The organism is Clostridium sp. CX1 (assembly GCF_025398335.1).
GTDB classification, from domain to species: domain Bacteria; phylum Bacillota; class Clostridia; order Clostridiales; family Clostridiaceae; genus Clostridium_AM; species Clostridium_AM tanneri.
On sequence record NZ_JAODOO010000001.1, the window covers coordinates 76,726 to 93,038 of the forward strand.

The 16,313-nt window shown below is 33.2% G+C and carries 17 protein-coding genes; 6 read left to right on the forward strand and 11 right to left on the reverse strand.

Features of this window, described 5'->3' with window-relative positions; translation table 11 throughout:
* Positions 1-10: 10 nt before the first annotated feature.
* On the reverse strand, positions 11-625 hold the full coding sequence (locus tag N4T77_RS00355) for a 3D domain-containing protein (protein WP_261669719.1): 615 nt from the start codon (positions 623-625) through the stop codon (positions 11-13).
* 112 nt (positions 626-737) lie between these two features.
* On the opposite strand from N4T77_RS00355, the gene N4T77_RS00360 reads away from it, so the two are divergent.
* Positions 738-1,013 (forward strand): hypothetical protein, encoded by a 276-nt coding sequence (locus tag N4T77_RS00360; RefSeq protein ID WP_261669720.1) that lies wholly within the window; start codon positions 738-740, stop codon positions 1,011-1,013.
* 61 nt (positions 1,014-1,074) lie between these two features.
* On the opposite strand, the gene aspD is transcribed toward N4T77_RS00360, so the two are convergent.
* Positions 1,075-2,706, reverse strand: coding sequence for an aspartate 4-decarboxylase (gene aspD / locus N4T77_RS00365; protein WP_261669721.1), 1,632 nt, complete (start codon positions 2,704-2,706; stop codon positions 1,075-1,077).
* Between the two features lie 220 nt (positions 2,707-2,926).
* On the opposite strand from aspD, the gene N4T77_RS00370 reads away from it, so the two are divergent.
* Complete coding sequence (locus N4T77_RS00370; protein WP_261669722.1) at positions 2,927-3,553, forward strand: hypothetical protein; 627 nt, start codon at positions 2,927-2,929, stop codon at positions 3,551-3,553.
* Between the two features lie 126 nt (positions 3,554-3,679).
* On the opposite strand, the gene N4T77_RS00375 is transcribed toward N4T77_RS00370, so the two are convergent.
* From N4T77_RS00375 to N4T77_RS00400, 6 genes are all read right to left on the reverse strand, one after another.
* Entirely contained in the window at positions 3,680-3,979 is a 300-nt protein-coding gene (locus N4T77_RS00375; protein WP_261669723.1) for a spore coat protein, read from the reverse strand.
* A 25-nt stretch (positions 3,980-4,004) separates the two neighbouring features.
* Positions 4,005-4,232, reverse strand: a complete 228-nt coding sequence (locus tag N4T77_RS00380) for a spore coat protein (RefSeq protein ID WP_261669724.1) — start codon at positions 4,230-4,232, stop codon at positions 4,005-4,007.
* A 36-nt stretch (positions 4,233-4,268) separates the two neighbouring features.
* A complete protein-coding gene (locus tag N4T77_RS00385; protein WP_261669725.1) occupies positions 4,269-5,405 on the reverse strand; it encodes a zinc-dependent alcohol dehydrogenase in 1,137 nt (378 codons plus the stop codon).
* A gap of 18 nt (positions 5,406-5,423) precedes the next feature.
* Entirely contained in the window at positions 5,424-5,786 is a 363-nt protein-coding gene (locus tag N4T77_RS00390; protein ID WP_261669726.1) for a spore coat protein, read from the reverse strand.
* A 53-nt stretch (positions 5,787-5,839) separates the two neighbouring features.
* Positions 5,840-6,049 (reverse strand): spore coat protein, encoded by a 210-nt coding sequence (locus N4T77_RS00395; protein ID WP_261669727.1) that lies wholly within the window; start codon positions 6,047-6,049, stop codon positions 5,840-5,842.
* 179 nt (positions 6,050-6,228) lie between these two features.
* Positions 6,229-6,609, reverse strand: coding sequence for a L,D-transpeptidase (locus N4T77_RS00400; RefSeq protein WP_261669728.1), 381 nt, complete (start codon positions 6,607-6,609; stop codon positions 6,229-6,231).
* 168 nt (positions 6,610-6,777) lie between these two features.
* Here N4T77_RS00400 and N4T77_RS00405 point away from each other — a divergent pair, with 168 nt between their 5' ends.
* Positions 6,778-8,793, forward strand: coding sequence for a carbohydrate-binding domain-containing protein (locus N4T77_RS00405; protein ID WP_261669729.1), 2,016 nt, complete (start codon positions 6,778-6,780; stop codon positions 8,791-8,793).
* Positions 8,794-8,952: 159 nt separating this feature from the next.
* On the opposite strand, the gene N4T77_RS00410 is transcribed toward N4T77_RS00405, so the two are convergent.
* The gene (locus N4T77_RS00410; protein ID WP_261669730.1) at positions 8,953-10,218 is read right to left on the reverse strand and encodes a cell wall metabolism sensor histidine kinase WalK; all 1,266 of its coding nucleotides are present in this window, start codon (positions 10,216-10,218) and stop codon (positions 8,953-8,955) included.
* Between the two features lie 31 nt (positions 10,219-10,249).
* Complete coding sequence (locus tag N4T77_RS00415; RefSeq protein WP_261669731.1) at positions 10,250-10,924, reverse strand: response regulator transcription factor; 675 nt, start codon at positions 10,922-10,924, stop codon at positions 10,250-10,252.
* A gap of 237 nt (positions 10,925-11,161) precedes the next feature.
* Between N4T77_RS00415 and N4T77_RS00420 the strand changes: the two genes are divergently transcribed.
* From N4T77_RS00420 to N4T77_RS00430, 3 genes are all read left to right on the forward strand, one after another.
* Entirely contained in the window at positions 11,162-11,959 is a 798-nt protein-coding gene (locus tag N4T77_RS00420; protein WP_261669732.1) for a polyphosphate polymerase domain-containing protein, read from the forward strand.
* Positions 11,899-12,594: a DUF4956 domain-containing protein gene (locus tag N4T77_RS00425; protein WP_261669734.1), complete on the forward strand. Its 696-nt coding sequence runs from the start codon at positions 11,899-11,901 to the stop codon at positions 12,592-12,594. Before N4T77_RS00420 ends, N4T77_RS00425 begins: the two co-directional genes overlap by 61 nt.
* 266 nt (positions 12,595-12,860) lie before the next feature.
* The gene (locus N4T77_RS00430) at positions 12,861-14,726 is read left to right on the forward strand and encodes an APC family permease (protein ID WP_261669735.1); all 1,866 of its coding nucleotides are present in this window, start codon (positions 12,861-12,863) and stop codon (positions 14,724-14,726) included.
* Positions 14,727-15,231: 505 nt separating this feature from the next.
* Here the strand turns inward: N4T77_RS00430 and N4T77_RS00435 are convergent.
* Positions 15,232-15,861, reverse strand: coding sequence for a hypothetical protein (locus tag N4T77_RS00435; RefSeq protein WP_261669736.1), 630 nt, complete (start codon positions 15,859-15,861; stop codon positions 15,232-15,234).
* Positions 15,862-16,313 lie beyond the last annotated feature (452 nt).

A 16,313-nucleotide genomic window follows, 5' to 3' on the forward strand; every position in this document is an offset into this window, starting at 1 on the left:
TACATTAGCTTTAGTTAGCTATGTAACCTTTTACCTTAACTATTCCCATATTAATTACCCTTGTTTTATAATCAGCAATACTTTCTCCAGCTTTCCGAGGCACATAAACATCTAGTCTATGTATAGTATTAAAGTTATCGCCGCCTCTATCTTCAACAGTTAAGGTTCCAAATTCTTCGGTGTAGATTCTTGTACCTAGGGGAAGTACATTGTTAGCAACGGTGCCTGGTGTAAGCTTTTTGCCGCTGCAGTTTATACCTTCATGGCCTCCATTTTCCTCTGGTAAGCTAGTATAGAAGGTTAGATTAATATCAATAGTGTTACTAATGTTACCTCCTCTAGAAGGTTGTTTATTGTTTGGTGATGTACTTAAGGTTGCTTGTCTATCTTCTTTAGTATGATTTTTAACTTGTTTTTCTTCAGAAATATTTTTGTTTACTGAGCTGTTAGATTTTTTTTCAGTGTCTTTATTTGTTGTACTACTAGTATTTAGGTTATTATCAGCATGTGCAGAGTTTTTTGAATATAATCGTTGTGATTTTACATAACCATAGGAATATTGGAAACTCAATAAGCCAATAAAGAAGATTAATGTGATTATAAACTCTTTGCTTTTTATACTCATTGTAATCATCCTTTCCGCAAAACGTCTCAGTCTATTATTATGACCAATTATTTTAAAATATAACTACAATGAAATAAAAGGTGAAAAAATTACCGGACTATATAGCTTAGTAATGGTTAATATAATATTAGATACTATACTAATTATTATGGAGGATAAGAATATGCAAACAAAAAGCCACATAGATAAAGAAAAACTAGCCAATATAAACATAGGCCAAACTTTTGAATACAGTGCTATTGCCAGTGATGATTTTCCTGTAAGTAATCATGGGGAAGATGGAATGGTATTTAAAAGTGAAGTAGAAAGTGGAATGTATAATAACATCGAAATTGCTGACACTAGCGCTCCTCATGTAAAATATAGAAAAATATCAAATGAAGTTTAGTTAAAAGATAAAAGCCCCCGCTTTAGTAAATAGGCGAGGACTTTTTATATTTTTAAATTAATTACTTCTTAGAGGCTTCCCAGCTTGATACGTAATTTTGCAGTGTATGATGAAGGGCTTCTCCGATTCTAGAGTAGGACTCATCACTAAGATTTGCCAGAGATATTCTAATAGACCATTCTGGACCAAAAAATCCTCCGCCGCTTAATAGTACAATAGAAGACTCTTCTGCTAAACGCAGTAGTATATCTATCGGTTCGTAGTTTTCCTGAAGAAACTTTGCAAATTCCTCTCCATAGTAGTGGCAAGCCCATTCTAGTAAATCAAATTCTGTATAGTAGGCTGCATCATAAGGGTCCTTTCTAAGATCTAGGCCAAGGCCATCAAAGAGTAACTTTTGACGACGACGACAGATGTCAATAGTTAACTGCTTATAGCTATTGCCTTTGTCCAGGAGGGCAAAGACTGAGAAAAATGCCATTTGTACCTGCTGCGGTGTTGATAGTCCAGCAGTATGGTTTAAAGCCACTTGACGGCTATCTGCTACAATTCTGTCTATGAAGGGAATATCTTCTGGATTAGTAGAAAGTGCCTCATATCTTTTCATAACGTCTTCTTTTTTATCTTCAGGCAGCTCTTTTATTAATTTATCAAATATATTCTGTTCATAAAGGGCAATAGTACCTAAACGCCAGCCTGTTACACCAAAATATTTTGAAAAGGAATAAACTCCAATTGAATTATAAGGTAAATCAGCTACTATGGAACGGAAGTTGTCAACAAAGGTTCCATATACATCATCAGAAATAATCATTATATTAGGGTTATATTCTTTAACAATTTCTGTTAAGCGCTTTACTGACTCCGGTCTTATTGCCACTGAAGGTGGATTACTAGGATTGACAACAAATAAGGCTTTCACCGTTGGATCACTTAACTTCATAAGCTCTTCCTCAGGATACTGCCATGTGTGGGTACCATCCTTTGTCATTTCAGTAGCTCTAATCTTAATTACTTCAAAATTGTATCTTGGCAGCAGTGGAATTTCTAAATAAGGAGTAAAAATTGGAGTCATAAGGGCTATCTTATCCTTGTTTCCTAATAATTCGTTAGCTATTAAAGAATCAAATATATAACACATTGCTGCAGTGGCACCTTCTACTGCAAATATATTGAATTTCCCCACTGGAGGCTTGTTGTAACACATTTCCTGAACTAAGTAATCATGAACTACCTTTTCTATATGTACCAGCATTCTATCTGGTACTGGGTAGTTATCTCCGATAATTCCATCTGCTAATTCATGTACCCAGGAGTCTGGATCAAAGCCCTTATTGGATATTCCATAATTAATTATTTTTTCTAGAAGTTCTATACCAGGCTCACCATGATGTTTCTCCAGGTAAGTCTTTAGACGGTCTGCAATACCTTTTTTCTGAGGCATCCCTGCAAGATCATTTTCATTCCAGGTTATACGGCTTTCTTCTACAGCAAATTGACCAAAGGCGAAGAAGGCCTCACGAGGTGATGCAGCTATCCAGTTTGGATTTCCTCTTCCTGCATCTAGCAGTGCATGAGCGCTTTTTTCCTTCTGGCCCTTTGCTAAGCTAATTAATTTATCTTTAAGTTCAAAAGGACTTATTTTACCATAAATTTTTTCTATTTCTATTCGTTGAACATTAGGATTATCCATAGAAACATATTATTGGCTATGAAAAATCGTACTAAAACATAACCATACTCTCCTCTCTAGTTAAATTTTTCAATATTACGATTTTAAATAAAAAGTATTTCTATTTTTCTTTTATGAAGTTATGTTGTTCAAAACTTTTTCATAGTATTCCTTTTACTAAGGAACGAAAGTCATTCTTATTTCATAATGTATAAAGGTACTAATTTTTAGGAGATTTAAGATGATGTATTGCAACAACTGTCCTTATTGGAGAAATTATTATTATAAAGAAAACTTACAACAAGAGGATTATAGGGAAAAAAATACAGATTGTTCCGGGGAGTGTGGCTATAGAAACGCTGTAAGAGCAGAATTATTAAATTCACCGGTTTTTTTAAATGGTGTAAATGTTAGCAGCAATCAATTTCCAGCTCTTAATTTTAAACCTTATGGTTCAGTATACTCTTATATTTATATACCAGCAGTTCAATTATCAAAGGCAGGGGCTGTAGTTAGATGGGCTGGGTATACACAGGGTTTGACTATAAACTTCCCTAATAGTGGCAATAATGAGGCTATGCAGAGAGATATAGATTTTTTAAGAGAAGAAAGTTCAACTCAAAAGGATTATGAAGCTACTTATCAAAGTTTTCCCAATAAGTCTGTTTTAAAGGTTACTAGGGTTACAGCAAGTTCTATACAGTTTGAAGAAAAACCTTTGATTTCAACTGGAAATTATGTTGGCAGATATACAGTAGGACAAAGCTATCCATTTTTTGAAGACGCAGATATGGGAGGAAAGAGGTATATTATCATAAAAGATAACTTTGGGGTATGGCATGTTTTCATGTATACCGTAAGAATATAGTTATACTAGTAAAATTATAAAATGGCGCAGAGTATATATCTGTGCCATTTTATAATGTGCTATTCTGACTCTTGAAGAAGAGTATAATCCCTAAGTAGGGCTTTGTAATAGAAGGAGGACTATTTATTATTTTCCTGCAAGGTTTAAGGCTGTTTCAGTAGTTTGCATATCTACCTTAAATTGTTCTTGTAAATTATAGGCATGATAATAACCTTTTCTCATCATATAACTTGAAATTACTTCATGAGTGGTTATAGCATCGTTAAGCTGTCTTCTTAATGTGGATCTTATTTCTGGAGATGTTGTTTCTGTAAGAGCTATTGAATAGTTTCTGACAGCACTTTTAGCAGAGACTAAAAAATCTGTAGCTATAACCTGATCACTTAACTTATCCATTCCAGTAAGAGTTTCTATTAATGCGTTCATAACTTCACCTTCTTTCTACATTAGCTTAAGATTTTGTATTTTCTGAAACAGCAATACTTGATTGTTCTAGAAGACCTTTTAATTCTCTTATATGTTGTTCGCCTGTAGTAACATCCTGTTGTAAAATTGACTTTAATTCATTATCAGAAACTAAGGGTGACATAGTAACTGATTTTGTAAGGGAAAGATTTTTAAGGGTTAACAATTCATGCAGCTGCATAGTTTCACTTGGTGCAAAGCCTTTTTGATCCATATTTTATCCTCCTTAGTTAAATTTAAATAGGGTTTTTTATGGTTTAAGAACAACTTTTATGCAATCTTCAGTTTTTGTATCAAAAACCTCATAGCCATGAGGTGCTTCATCCAGTGGCAGTCTGTGGGTAATAATATCACTTGGATCAACCTTTCCTTCGGAAAGTAATTTATAAAGGGTTGGCATATAAGGAATTACCGGTGCCTGACCTGTTCTTATATTGATGTTGCGATTCATTATATCACCAAAAGGAAAGGCATTATATCTGCCGCCATAAACTCCTGTTACTTGTATCATTCCGCCTTTTTTAACTGCTTGAGTAGCCATAACGAAAGCACCTAGTGCTCCACTTTGAAGTTTTAAACCGGAGCCTACAAATTCCATTGGTGTCATTTTCCCATCCATTCCTACGCAGTCTATAACAATATCCGCTCCACCATGGGTAATTTCTTTTAAATATTCACCAGTATTTTGATGTTGTTCAAAGTTAACTATTTCAACTTTATTATGTTTTTTAGCATGCTGCAGACGGTAATCTATGTAATCCACAGCAATAACTCTTTCGGCACCGTGAAGCCAAGCAAATTTTTGAGCTAAAAGTCCTATAGGTCCACAGCCTAGAATAATAACTGTACTTCCCTTTTTCACACCAGCATTTTCTACACTCCAGTAAGCAGTTGCCATAGCATCTGACATTAACAGCAGCTTTTCATCCTCTACCTCACAATCATCAGGGATGCGGAAAGGAGTAAAGTTTCCATAAGGCACTCTCATATACTCCGCTTGGCCTCCAGGGTATCCGCCAAAGGTTTCTGTATATCCAAAAAATCCTCCAGCCTCACCATTGGGATTGGAGTTATCACACATACAGGTTAAATCGTGTTTACAAAAAAAGCATTCTCCACAGCTTACATTAAAGGGTACGATTACTCTGTCACCTTTTTTAAGTTTATCAACGGCTGGGCCAACTTCTTCAACAATGCCCATAGGTTCATGTCCTATAATATAGTCAGGATGGATATTGGGAATCATATCATGAATAAGATGTAAGTCGGAGCCGCATATTGCTGTACTTGTAATCTTCACGATGATGTCATCAGGTTTTTGAATTTTAGGTGCTTGCACCTCTTTAACTTTCACATTTTTTATTCCTTGAAATGTTACAGCCTTCATTATAATTTACCTCCTAAGTTATTTTTCCGGAGTTGCAAAGGTACCAAGTCTACTTGTATCCCCTGGAAATAGGTTTAAACTGGCAATTTGACTTGCGGTTTGTGATGATTCAATATCCATTTGAAATTGTTTTTCTAGATTAACAGGATGAAACCACCCTTTTTCTATCATAAGGTTGGATAGCTCCTCGTGGAGGTTGAGGGCAGTATCTAGTTGGGTGCGTAAAACCGCTTTCACTTCTGGAGTAGCAGATTCCGTTAGTGCTATTGCACAATTCCTTACCCCATTTTTCACATTTAATAAAAAAGCTAAGGACATAGTCGCATCAACAAGCTTAGGCATTCCTTCAGCATTTCGTAGTTCTAAATAGTCATTAATCATCTATTTTACCTCCTGATATTACCCATACTGAGCTTAGTAACTACCATCTGCTCCTATCTTAACTTAGGAGCTTTTTCTAGTAGATTTTGTAAGTCCTTTATGGCTGTAATAGATTGTTGTACATCTTTTTCTAATAACCCTTTAAGCTCTTGGTCAAATACTACACCTTCCATCATTTTAGATGTGGTCATACAAACAGTTTTCAAATTTAACATTTCATGAACCTGCATGGTTTCATTTGGAGCTAAATTTCCATTTTCCATAGACTCACCTCCTTTTGCCTTATCTAATGTATTTTTTCACTTGTAATGTTGGAATATACAATAAAATTTGAAGGTGTTAGTTTATAGATTAATAAAAAAGTGAAATTTAATTAAAAGGACACAGATGTTATGAACTGTGCCCTTTTAACTAAGAAGCTGCAGGAAATTTTATAGACTTGTTAAATAATTTTAACTGGTGTACCAATAGAGACTAGATTAAAAAGCTCAATAACATTAGCGTTAAGAAGACGGATACATCCATTAGAAACAGCTTTACCAATAGAGGAAGGGTTATTAGTACCATGAATACCGTAACCTCGAGCACTTAAGCCTAACCATCTTGCACCAAAGGGGCCTCCAGGGTTAACTGCTTTATTTATTATTGTGAAATTTCCCTTTGGGGTAGGGGTGGAAGGTTTACCCACAGCTACAACATAGCTTTTAAAAACCTTACCATCTTTATAAAGAGTAAGCCTACGAGCAGCTACATTAATGGTAATAGAATAGCTAGGTCTAGGAGCACGAAATTGACAGGGAAATAAGAAATTAGAGAGAAACATAGTAACCTCCAGGTAGTATATTGTTTTTATTATATTATGATAAGGTAACGAATTTGGTTATTGTTCAATAATGTCTCCAGTTATTTAAGGTTTGTTTAAGGTTTAATTAATAAAATAAATACATGAACTTAGTTTTAAGATAAATGAACTAAAAAGGAGATTTACATTATGAATAGAAGATCAATTTACTATAAATTAGTTACTGCACTTGTGTGTACCACATTTTTGTATGCCTGCAGTCCTAATACTTCAACAAAAACTACCACTGGAACTGAGGCGGCTACACAGACTAAAGCAAGTATTATTGGTGACAAGGCTATAAAAACTGTTATAGGTGGAGTGGTTACCTACGATAAAGATGACTACTACAGTGACTGGAAAAAGGAAAATCCAAACTACATTGAATTAAAGGGAACTACTGCTAATTTAAAGGGTTCTGGTGCTGAGGTAAAAGACGGTAAAGTTACTATAACTTCAGCAGGAGTGTATGCAATTAGTGGCAAATTGGATAATGGCCAGATTATTGTAGATGTTAAGGATAAGGGAACTGTTAAAGTTGTTTTAAATGGTGCAGAAATAAAGAATTCTAATAATGCACCTATTTACGTAAAAAATGCAGGAAAAACAATTATTTCTCTACAGGAAGGTACAGAGAACTCAATAATAGATGGAGAAAAATATGTTTTAGCGGATGCTTCAACAGATGAGCCTAGTGCAGCAATCTTTAGTAAAGATAACCTTGTTATAAACGGAAAGGGTAAACTAACTGTTAAGGGAAACTATAAGGATGGAATTACTAGTAAAGATGATTTAAAGATTACGGGAGGAAATATTCTAATTACCGCAGTTGATGACGGTTTAGTAGGACGTGACATATTAGCGGTTAAAGAAGGTAGTATAACTATTGAATCTGGTGGAGATGCAGTGAAATCTACAAATGATACAGATAATACTAAAGGAATCGTAGCTATTGACAATGGAGTCTTTAATTTAAAAGCTGAAAAGGATGGAATACAGGCAGAAACAGCAGTGCTTATCGCAGATGGTTCCTTTAATATTACCACTGGCGGAGGAAGTGCAGTGGGCACTAAAAAAGCGGAAGAGGGCATGAAAGGACCAATGGACAATAAGGACAAAAATACCGCTGAGGCTAATACTGAAACAGAAACAGAAAGTAAAAAAGCAATAAAAGCGTCTAGTGATATAGGAATCGCTGGAGGCACCTTTAGTATAGATTCTGCTGATGATTCTATACACAGCAATAACAACGCTATTATAGAAGGCGGTAACTTTACAATTACTTCTGGTGACGATGGAATTCATGCTGATACAACTTTAGGTATAAAAGGTGGAAAAATAAATATTACAAAGAGTTATGAAGGCATAGAAGCTTCTATAGTAACAATTTCAGAAGGTGAAATATATGTTACTTCCAGCGATGACGGTATAAATGCTGGTGGAGGTGCCGATGGATCATCAACAAATGGCCGTCCTGGACAGAATAATTTTAGTTCTTCAGGAAACAACAAGCTTAATATAAATGGTGGATATGTTGTAGTTAATTCTACTGGTGATGGGTTAGATGCCAATGGATCAATATATATGACAAAAGGTACAGTAGTTGTAAGTGGTCCAACCTCTAATGGCAATGGTGCCTTAGATTACGATGAAACTTTTGAAATGACTGGCGGCTTACTTGTATCTTCCGGAAGTTCTGGAATGGCACAAGGACCTTCTGATACATCAACTCAGTACTCAATAGTAATGAATTATCCACAGACACAATTAGCAGGAACTATTGTAAACTTACAGGATAGTACAGGAAAAACCTTGGCAACCTTTGCACCTGTAAAGGATTATCAAACTGTAGTTATTAGCTCACCAGAACTTAAAAAGGGTGGAACATATACACTGTATTCAGGGGGAAAGTCAACTGGAGCTGAAAAGGGAGGGCTTTATACTGATGGAAAATATGAGAATGGAACAAAAGTCGTAGAGTTTACTATTTCAAACTCAGTAACATGGCTCAACGAATCTGGCGTAACAACTGCTAAAAGTTTCAACCCAGGAGGTGGACATGGAGGTCAAGGAGGTCCAAGAGGACAGCGTCCATCAGGAATGCAAGGTGAAAATCCAGCGGGGGCTCAAGATCAAGTACCTCCTGCAGAGCAAAGCGAGCAATAGAGTGATTAAAACTAAACTATAATAATTAAAGTTCTTTACTTCTAGGAATTTATTTAAAAGGAGCTACTCATAGTGATTAAAAAATTGCTATGAGCAGCTCCTTTTAAAGTTTATTTAGAGAAAGCAGGCTGTGAAGCAGCCAACTTTCCATATTAGTTTTTATTTTAGTAAAGTATTCTCCACAGGAGGAAGTTCAACTGTGAAGACTGTATCTTCATTTATATTACTTTTAACGGATATTTTACCCTTATGCTGTTCTACTATAGCTCTTGCTATAGACAGTCCTAATCCATAGCCTCCACTATTCTTGGAGCGAGACTTATCAACCCGGTAAAATCGGTCAAAAACCTTGTCTAGATGATCTTTAGATATTCCTTTGCCAGTATTGCATACTGTAAGCACTGCTTTAGTATTATGTTTTTTAAATGAAAGGGAAATTTTCCCCTGAGGGTTTGTATATTTTAAAGCATTATCCAACAATATCATTACAACCTGTTTAATTTGTTCGCTATTTCCATAGGCTATAATATCAGGTTCAATATCATAATCAAGCAAAATATTATTCTCAAAAATAGAAGCTTCCATTGTTAAAACAATATTCTCTATAGCCTCACTTAAATCAAAATTAGTAAAAATTAGTTTTATATCTGAGTGGTCTACTTGGGCAAGGTATAACAAATCATTAGTTAGTTTGGTCATTCTCCCCACCTCAGATTTTATTAAATAAATCCACTTAGATTGATTTTTTATGGTATCTTCATCATTTGATAAAAGTACTTCAGCATTGGTATTTATAACAGATAAAGGTGTCTTTAATTCATGTGAGGCATCTGCAATAAACTGTTTCTGCCTATCAAAGGTTTCTTTAATAGGTTTTATAGATTTATTGGCGAAGAATCTACTTATAAAGAAAATTGCCACAAGCATAACTAAAGCTACAGTTGAAAAAGTGTAAATTAAATTTGTTAGATATGCGTACCTTGAAGTTATATCCAGAAATACTATTCTGTACCCAGAGCTATCTGGAAGCTTTTGAAGGATAAATTCCCAGTAAGTATCTTCAAGCTTAAACCTGCCGTTATTTGAACCTTTGGATAAGGCTGTATCTTTTACTGTTTTATAAAATTTTTCATCCATATCAAATATAGAAAAGTAATTTGTTAAATTTTTATTATTATCAATTGTTACTATGAAGGATATGGATCTTTCTACAGGAGGTTTTTCGTTATTATTATACAGATCAGGATCTATCGGATGATTTTTAGGCTTACGATTAAAATCTGACAACCTGTTCAGTTCCATATTTATATCATTGCGAACATTTTTGTAGGTGATTAAATATATACTTGTAAAAGAAAGTATCATCATAATTGAGATAATAACTAAATTCAAGATTAAAAATCTATTTCTAAGTTTTTTAAACATAATGAACTCCTTAATTGAATATGGTTTATATTTAGTTTGATTCTAAAATATATCCAACTCCTCTAACTGTATTAATAGTGGTCTTAGATTTTAGATAAGTTAGTTTTTTCCTTAAAAATGAGATATAAACTTCTACGTGATTATGTTCCACTTCAGAGTCGAAGCCCCACAGTTTTTCAATTATTAATTCCTTGGGGGAAACTAAGTTTTTTCTCGTAATAAGCAGCTCTAGAAGCTGAGCTTCCTTCAATATTAGTTTAATCTCTTTACTGTCCTTAGTTAGCTTTAAAGTAGAGGTGTTTAACTGTAAGTCACCAAATTTTAAGGTGTTGTCCTGTTGTACCTCGCCTTTTCTTCTCGATATAGCTCTGATTCTAGCAAGAAGTTCTTCGCTTGCAAAAGGCTTTGCTAAATAATCGTCAGCGCCACTATCAAGTCCTACCACCTTATCGCTTATTTCTCCTCTTGCAGTTAAAAGTATAACAGGAGTAGAAATTTCTTCTTTCCTAATATTTTTAAGAATACTTATACCATCCATTTTAGGAAGCATTATATCTAGTATTATTAAATCATAGATGCCGCTTAGGGCGTTATCCAGACCACTCTCACCATCGTTAACGGCGTCAACAGTATAATTATTTTTCCTTAATATTTGTGCTAAAGCCTCGGCTAAAGGAAGTTCATCTTCTACTATTAAGATTCTCATTATATTTCCCTCTTTTCTCTTAGATATATCTATTTATTATATCATAAGAAACCTTTAATAAAGCTTAAATACAATCTGTCTAAATCATTAGCACAGTTAAAAATATTTAAGGTTTGTTTAAGGTTTATTTTATAAAATAAGCTCATAAGGAAGGGATATTAAGATTAAAGAATTTTAGTTCTTAAAATAAAGTCACAACAGTAAAAGTTGATAAATCTAGGGGAAAGGAGAATAAAAATGGCTATAGAGGTTTTTAACAGAAGTGAATGTAAGTTTTTAATTGAAGAGGACATATATGAAGAATTAAATACAAAGCTTTTAAAACATATGGATATGGATGATCACAATAAGGAAGCTGATTTTTATACGATAAGCAATATTTACTACGATACGGAGGACGATTATTTAATTAGAAACTCCTTATCAAAACCTAAGTATAAAGAAAAGATTCGCCTTAGATCCTATGGAGTTCCTAATATAGATGACAAAGTATATTTAGAAATTAAGAAAAAGTTTAATGGCATTGGCAATAAGAGAAGAACTTCCCTTAAATTAAATGAGGCTTATGAATTTTTAAGTACAGGTGAAAAACCGGAGCTTAAAAGTTATATGAATAAACAAGTCATTAATGAACTACAGTACAGCTTAAAGCTCTATAACGTTGAACCGAAGCTGTATCTAGCCTATGACAGAAAAGCGATGTTTGGAAGAGATAATAGAGAAGTAAGAATAACCTTTGACACAAATATTCGGACAAGAAGATATGATTTGAGGCTTGAAGCAGGAAATTATGGAGAGCCTCTCTTAGAAAAAGGAAAGATGCTTATGGAGGTTAAGGTAGAAAAGAATATTCCACTTTGGCTGGCTAAGCTTCTATCAGAATATAAAATTTACAAGACAAGCTTTTCAAAGTATGGTAATGAATATAAAAAAATGATTATGAATAATAAAAGATTGAAGGGAGAAATGAATAAATGCTCGACTCAGTATTCAGCTCAATATCAAATGCAGCAGCTAGCACACCAATTGCTTTAACAGATTCAGTTTTAACTATCCTTATATCTTTCATATTAGGGGCAGTTATTAGTATTACCTATATGAAGACCTCAAGTAAAGGCGTATACTCACAAAACTTTTCTTTAACACTTGTGATAATTCCAACGGTAATAGCTATCATAGTACTTTTAATAGGGAATAACATTGCTAGAGCTTTTAGTTTAGCTGGGGCCTTTTCAATAATTAAATTTAGAAGTGCACCTGGAGATCCAAAGGATATTGCTTTTGTACTATTTACTATGGCAGCAGGTCTTGCTTGTGGTGTAGGGGCTTATAGTTATGCCGGGATGTTCACAGCTTTTCTTTGTGTGCTAATGTATATTCTTAGCATTATAAACTTTGGAGCAAAAAAACTTTCCAATAAACTTTTAAAGATTACAATACCAGAAGATTTAGATTATGAAGGTGCTTTCGAGGATATATTTGGCACCTATACAACTAGCCACCAATTAATAAAAGTAAAAACTATGGATCTAGGCAGTCTGTTTCAGCTTATTTTCACTGTGACAATGAATAATAAAAAGAGTGAGAAGGAGTTTATAGATGCCTTAAGATGCAGGAACGGAAATTTAAATATTACTTTGTCTATGAGTGAAGATATATCCTATGGTTAGAATGGTAAACAACTGCCTGTAAGTAGCTTAATTGGCTGCTTACAGGCAGTTATATTTTTAACATTCTCCGGCGTTATCTATTTATTTAGAGATAAATGTAAGAAAGAAGGCATAACTAACAGATAATGAGAGATAATATTAGCATAAAGGCATTTATAGTGGTATTTCGACGGTATTTTTCAATATACACGGTATAGCTACCGTTGCTTTAAAGGGCATTGGTACTATACAATGTCTCTCGTAAGATAATACAGGGGGAAAAACATATGCTTAAAAAATTCTTAGATATTTTACTTGGAGAACCTCTAGCCAATGAGGAAGGTAAAAACGAAAAATACAATATTCCTTTTGGACTGGCAATTATGGCTAGTGATGCAATATCATCTGTGGCTTATGCAGCCCAGGAAATTCTTTTTGTTTTAATAGTTCTAGGTGCCGCTGCTTATCAATGGTTAACATGGACTTCTTTCATGATTATAGGGTTGTTGGTAATATTGACAATTTCCTATATTCAAATTATTAGAGCTTATCCTCAAGGAGGAGGAGCCTACAAGGTAGCAAAGGAAAATATAGGTACTAAGGCTGGTTTATCTGCCGGTGCAGGCCTGACAATTAGTTACATACTTACTGTTGCAGTTAGTGCTAGTGCTGGTGCAGATGCTATTGTCTCTGCCTTCAGCGGTTTAACAGAGTATAAGGTTACCTTTGTAGTAGTCATAATTATAGTTTTGACTATTTTAAACCTAAGAGGCATAAGTGAATCTTCAAAAATCTTTGCTATACCTACTTATATTTTTATTTTTAGCATGATTTTTATGATTCTTTATGGATTGTTTAAGTATTTTGTACTAAACATCCATCCAGAGCCTATGTATGCTATTCCTGCAAAGACTGTAGAAGGTGTATCGATATTTCTTATTTTAAGAGCTTTTTCTTCAGGTTGTTCTGCTTTAACTGGAGTAGAGGCAGTAAGTAATTCAGTGCCTAATTTTCAGGAACCTAGTCAAAAAAATGCAAAGACTGTTATGATATTATTAGCGGCTTTAATACTTTTTATATTCGGTGGTACTTCAATACTGGCTATATTTTATACAGCTGTACCTATTGCAAATGGTCCTACAGTTGTTTCACAAATTGCCTTTGGTGTTTTCAATAATGGAATAATGTACTACATAATACAGTTTAGTACGGCTATAATTTTACTGATGGCATGTAATACAGCCTATACAGGCTTCCCTATGCTAATGTACATAGTTGGAAAAGATGGATTTGCTCCTAGACAATTTACTATTAGAGGTAAAAGACTTAGTTTTTCCTTTGGAATTACTGCTTTATCCTTTATAGCTTGTGTTCTAGTTATTATATTTGATGCAGACACTCATAGGTTAATTCCTTTATATGCTATTGGCGTATTTATATCCTTTACTTTAGGCCAGTTTGGTATGGTAAACCATTGGAGGAAAGAAAGAGGCAAAGGATGGGTAAAACGTGCTATTATCAATGGTTTTGGTGCTTTGGTCACTTTATTAACAACAATAATAATTTTAGTTGAAAAATTTAGCGAAGGTGCCTTTATAGTTGCAATCTTAATTCCAATTATAATTTTAATTCAGATAAAAATTAAGACTCACTATGATAGAGTTGCTTGCCGTTTAAGTATTAGTCAGTTAAATCTAAAGAAGATAGATTTAAGAGTAAAATATACTCATATTGTGATAGTTCCAATTGCCAGCTTAAATAAGGCAACTATAGGAGCACTCCAATATGCTCAAAGCATAAGTGAAAATGTTGTTGCTCTTAATATCTCAACGGATATGGAAGCAATGGAGAAGTTAAAACAAAGATGGAGCGAATTAGATACAGATATCCTGCTTGTTGCAAAATATTCACCTTTTAGAGCGGTAGTTACTCCTCTACTAGAGTATATTGCACAAATTGCAGATGCAGCAGGTGAAACTGAAAAAATAACAGTAATTGTACCAGAATTTGTTACCCATGAACACTTTGGTGAGGTTTTACATAACCATACAAGTTTCTTTATAAGAGAAACCTTACTAAGAAGCAATAATATAATCGTGTCTACTTATCCTTACCATCTAGTAGATGAAGATATTTGTGAACCAAACAATTAGTTTATTTACTATGTAAATGCTACAAATATTAAGCAACCCTTGAAACTAAAAGGGTTGCTCTTTTAACGTCAAAAATCTTAAAAGATATTAGAAATCATATCAAAGGCTTCTTTAAACATATCATTAGTTTAAATTGTTCCTTTAAACTCCATTATAAAGGAAATATCACACAGAATACATAATGAAGTATAACCATTTGTAGATAACTTGAATACTTTAATAATAATTATTTTTAAATTGGATATACTACTTATTACCCCTTACTTTTAATAGAATTTTATTATAGCAACAAATAGTGCTACACTTTTTTATATGGTGTAGCACTTGTTAGTTTTTCAATATAGGAATAAAATTTATCTATTGTAAATTTACAATAGATAAACATAATCTTTGTGATGCGACGTAAAAACACCCCAAAATTCAATTCTAAATAATACAGTATTCTGATAAATTATTCGTTTTTTTATTTATATTACGTTAAATAAACGACAAATGTAACCTAACACTATTTACTTTCTGATGATACTAGCTGAATACTATACTGCGCTTTGAAATCTTCATCAAATCTATTTATTTCTGAAGATACTAATACCCATTTCTCTCTATTTATAATCTCATTCTTATCTAGCGAACCAGTATTACTAACACTCTCAAGACTTCCGTTCAGTATTTTTTGAATCCCTTGATAATATTTAAAAACTAAGTCTATCTTTTCATTTTCTTTATCGTAATTTATGTTATCTTTATCCTTATATGTTTGTCTCAGATAATGAAAATAAGAGTCTAAAATAATCCCAAAAGAGGATTGCTCTTGATATATTTGTGCTAGATTCCCTATCTTCCACTGGTAATCATGAACTGATAAACCTATATACCATTGTTCACTTCTTATTATTGAATTTAAATACGTAAGTTCTGCAACATCACTGTCGGAGATTCTCTTATAAGTCCTTACAGTGTCTAGTTTCTTTATTGCCTCATTAGTTCGTGATTGAAGATTTTCTAACCTATAATAACAATTTCTATTAAAAGCATACTTCGCATTCTCAAATTTATTATAGAGCATTCCTGCAGCTATCACGGACACTCCTATAAATAACAAGATTATACCTCTAATAATTGTTGTATTGTCCATCTTTCGCTTCAATTTATCCACTACCCTTCGTTAAAGTATAATGTGATATACAATACGGAGCTAAATCTGAGATATTTAATTCATACAATTATAATTTAGCTTATCAGAATTATAACATATATTCATATAATTACCTGTAAAATTTATATAAAAATATAAGTAATTCTGATTTTTAACACCATATTATTCATTTATCAAAGAACATAATTTGTACTTCCAGATTCATTAATTACTTCGCTTTTATTTCATATTGCACATTAATCGTAAATTTTTGATATATGAACAATCGTAATAACGTATGTGAAATTACATGAAGTAAACTTTTTATATTATTACTGCACAGAGAAAATTTATTACTCAATGTTATAGAATATATTTAAAGTTTCGATAATTATAAATCGTGATTATTTTTTAAACATGATTGAAAATTCAAACAGCTAATGTTAATATTT

Excerpts from the sequence above, each read along its gene's own strand:
- N4T77_RS00425 (WP_261669734.1), top strand. The coding sequence starts at position 11,899 with ATGCTCGACTCAGTATTCAGCTCAATATCAAATGCAGCAGCTAGCACA.
- N4T77_RS00370 (WP_261669722.1), top strand. The coding sequence starts at position 2,927 with ATGATGTATTGCAACAACTGTCCTTATTGGAGAAATTATTATTATAAA.
- N4T77_RS00420 (WP_261669732.1), top strand. The coding sequence starts at position 11,162 with ATGGCTATAGAGGTTTTTAACAGAAGTGAATGTAAGTTTTTAATTGAA.
- N4T77_RS00380 (WP_261669724.1), bottom strand. The coding sequence starts at position 4,232 with ATGGATCAAAAAGGCTTTGCACCAAGTGAAACTATGCAGCTGCATGAA.
- N4T77_RS00430 (WP_261669735.1), top strand. The coding sequence starts at position 12,861 with ATGCTTAAAAAATTCTTAGATATTTTACTTGGAGAACCTCTAGCCAAT.
- N4T77_RS00410 (WP_261669730.1), bottom strand. The coding sequence starts at position 10,218 with ATGTTTAAAAAACTTAGAAATAGATTTTTAATCTTGAATTTAGTTATT.
- N4T77_RS00415 (WP_261669731.1), bottom strand. The coding sequence starts at position 10,924 with ATGAGAATCTTAATAGTAGAAGATGAACTTCCTTTAGCCGAGGCTTTA.
- N4T77_RS00355 (WP_261669719.1), bottom strand. The coding sequence starts at position 625 with ATGAGTATAAAAAGCAAAGAGTTTATAATCACATTAATCTTCTTTATT.
- N4T77_RS00395 (WP_261669727.1), bottom strand. The coding sequence starts at position 6,049 with ATGGAAAATGGAAATTTAGCTCCAAATGAAACCATGCAGGTTCATGAA.
- N4T77_RS00405 (WP_261669729.1), top strand. The coding sequence starts at position 6,778 with ATGAATAGAAGATCAATTTACTATAAATTAGTTACTGCACTTGTGTGT.
- N4T77_RS00435 (WP_261669736.1), bottom strand. The coding sequence starts at position 15,861 with ATGGACAATACAACAATTATTAGAGGTATAATCTTGTTATTTATAGGA.
- N4T77_RS00390 (WP_261669726.1), bottom strand. The coding sequence starts at position 5,786 with ATGATTAATGACTATTTAGAACTACGAAATGCTGAAGGAATGCCTAAG.
- N4T77_RS00360 (WP_261669720.1), top strand. The coding sequence starts at position 738 with ATGGTTAATATAATATTAGATACTATACTAATTATTATGGAGGATAAG.
- aspD (WP_261669721.1), bottom strand. The coding sequence starts at position 2,706 with ATGGATAATCCTAATGTTCAACGAATAGAAATAGAAAAAATTTATGGT.
- N4T77_RS00400 (WP_261669728.1), bottom strand. The coding sequence starts at position 6,609 with ATGTTTCTCTCTAATTTCTTATTTCCCTGTCAATTTCGTGCTCCTAGA.
- N4T77_RS00375 (WP_261669723.1), bottom strand. The coding sequence starts at position 3,979 with ATGAACGCATTAATAGAAACTCTTACTGGAATGGATAAGTTAAGTGAT.
- N4T77_RS00385 (WP_261669725.1), bottom strand. The coding sequence starts at position 5,405 with ATGAAGGCTGTAACATTTCAAGGAATAAAAAATGTGAAAGTTAAAGAG.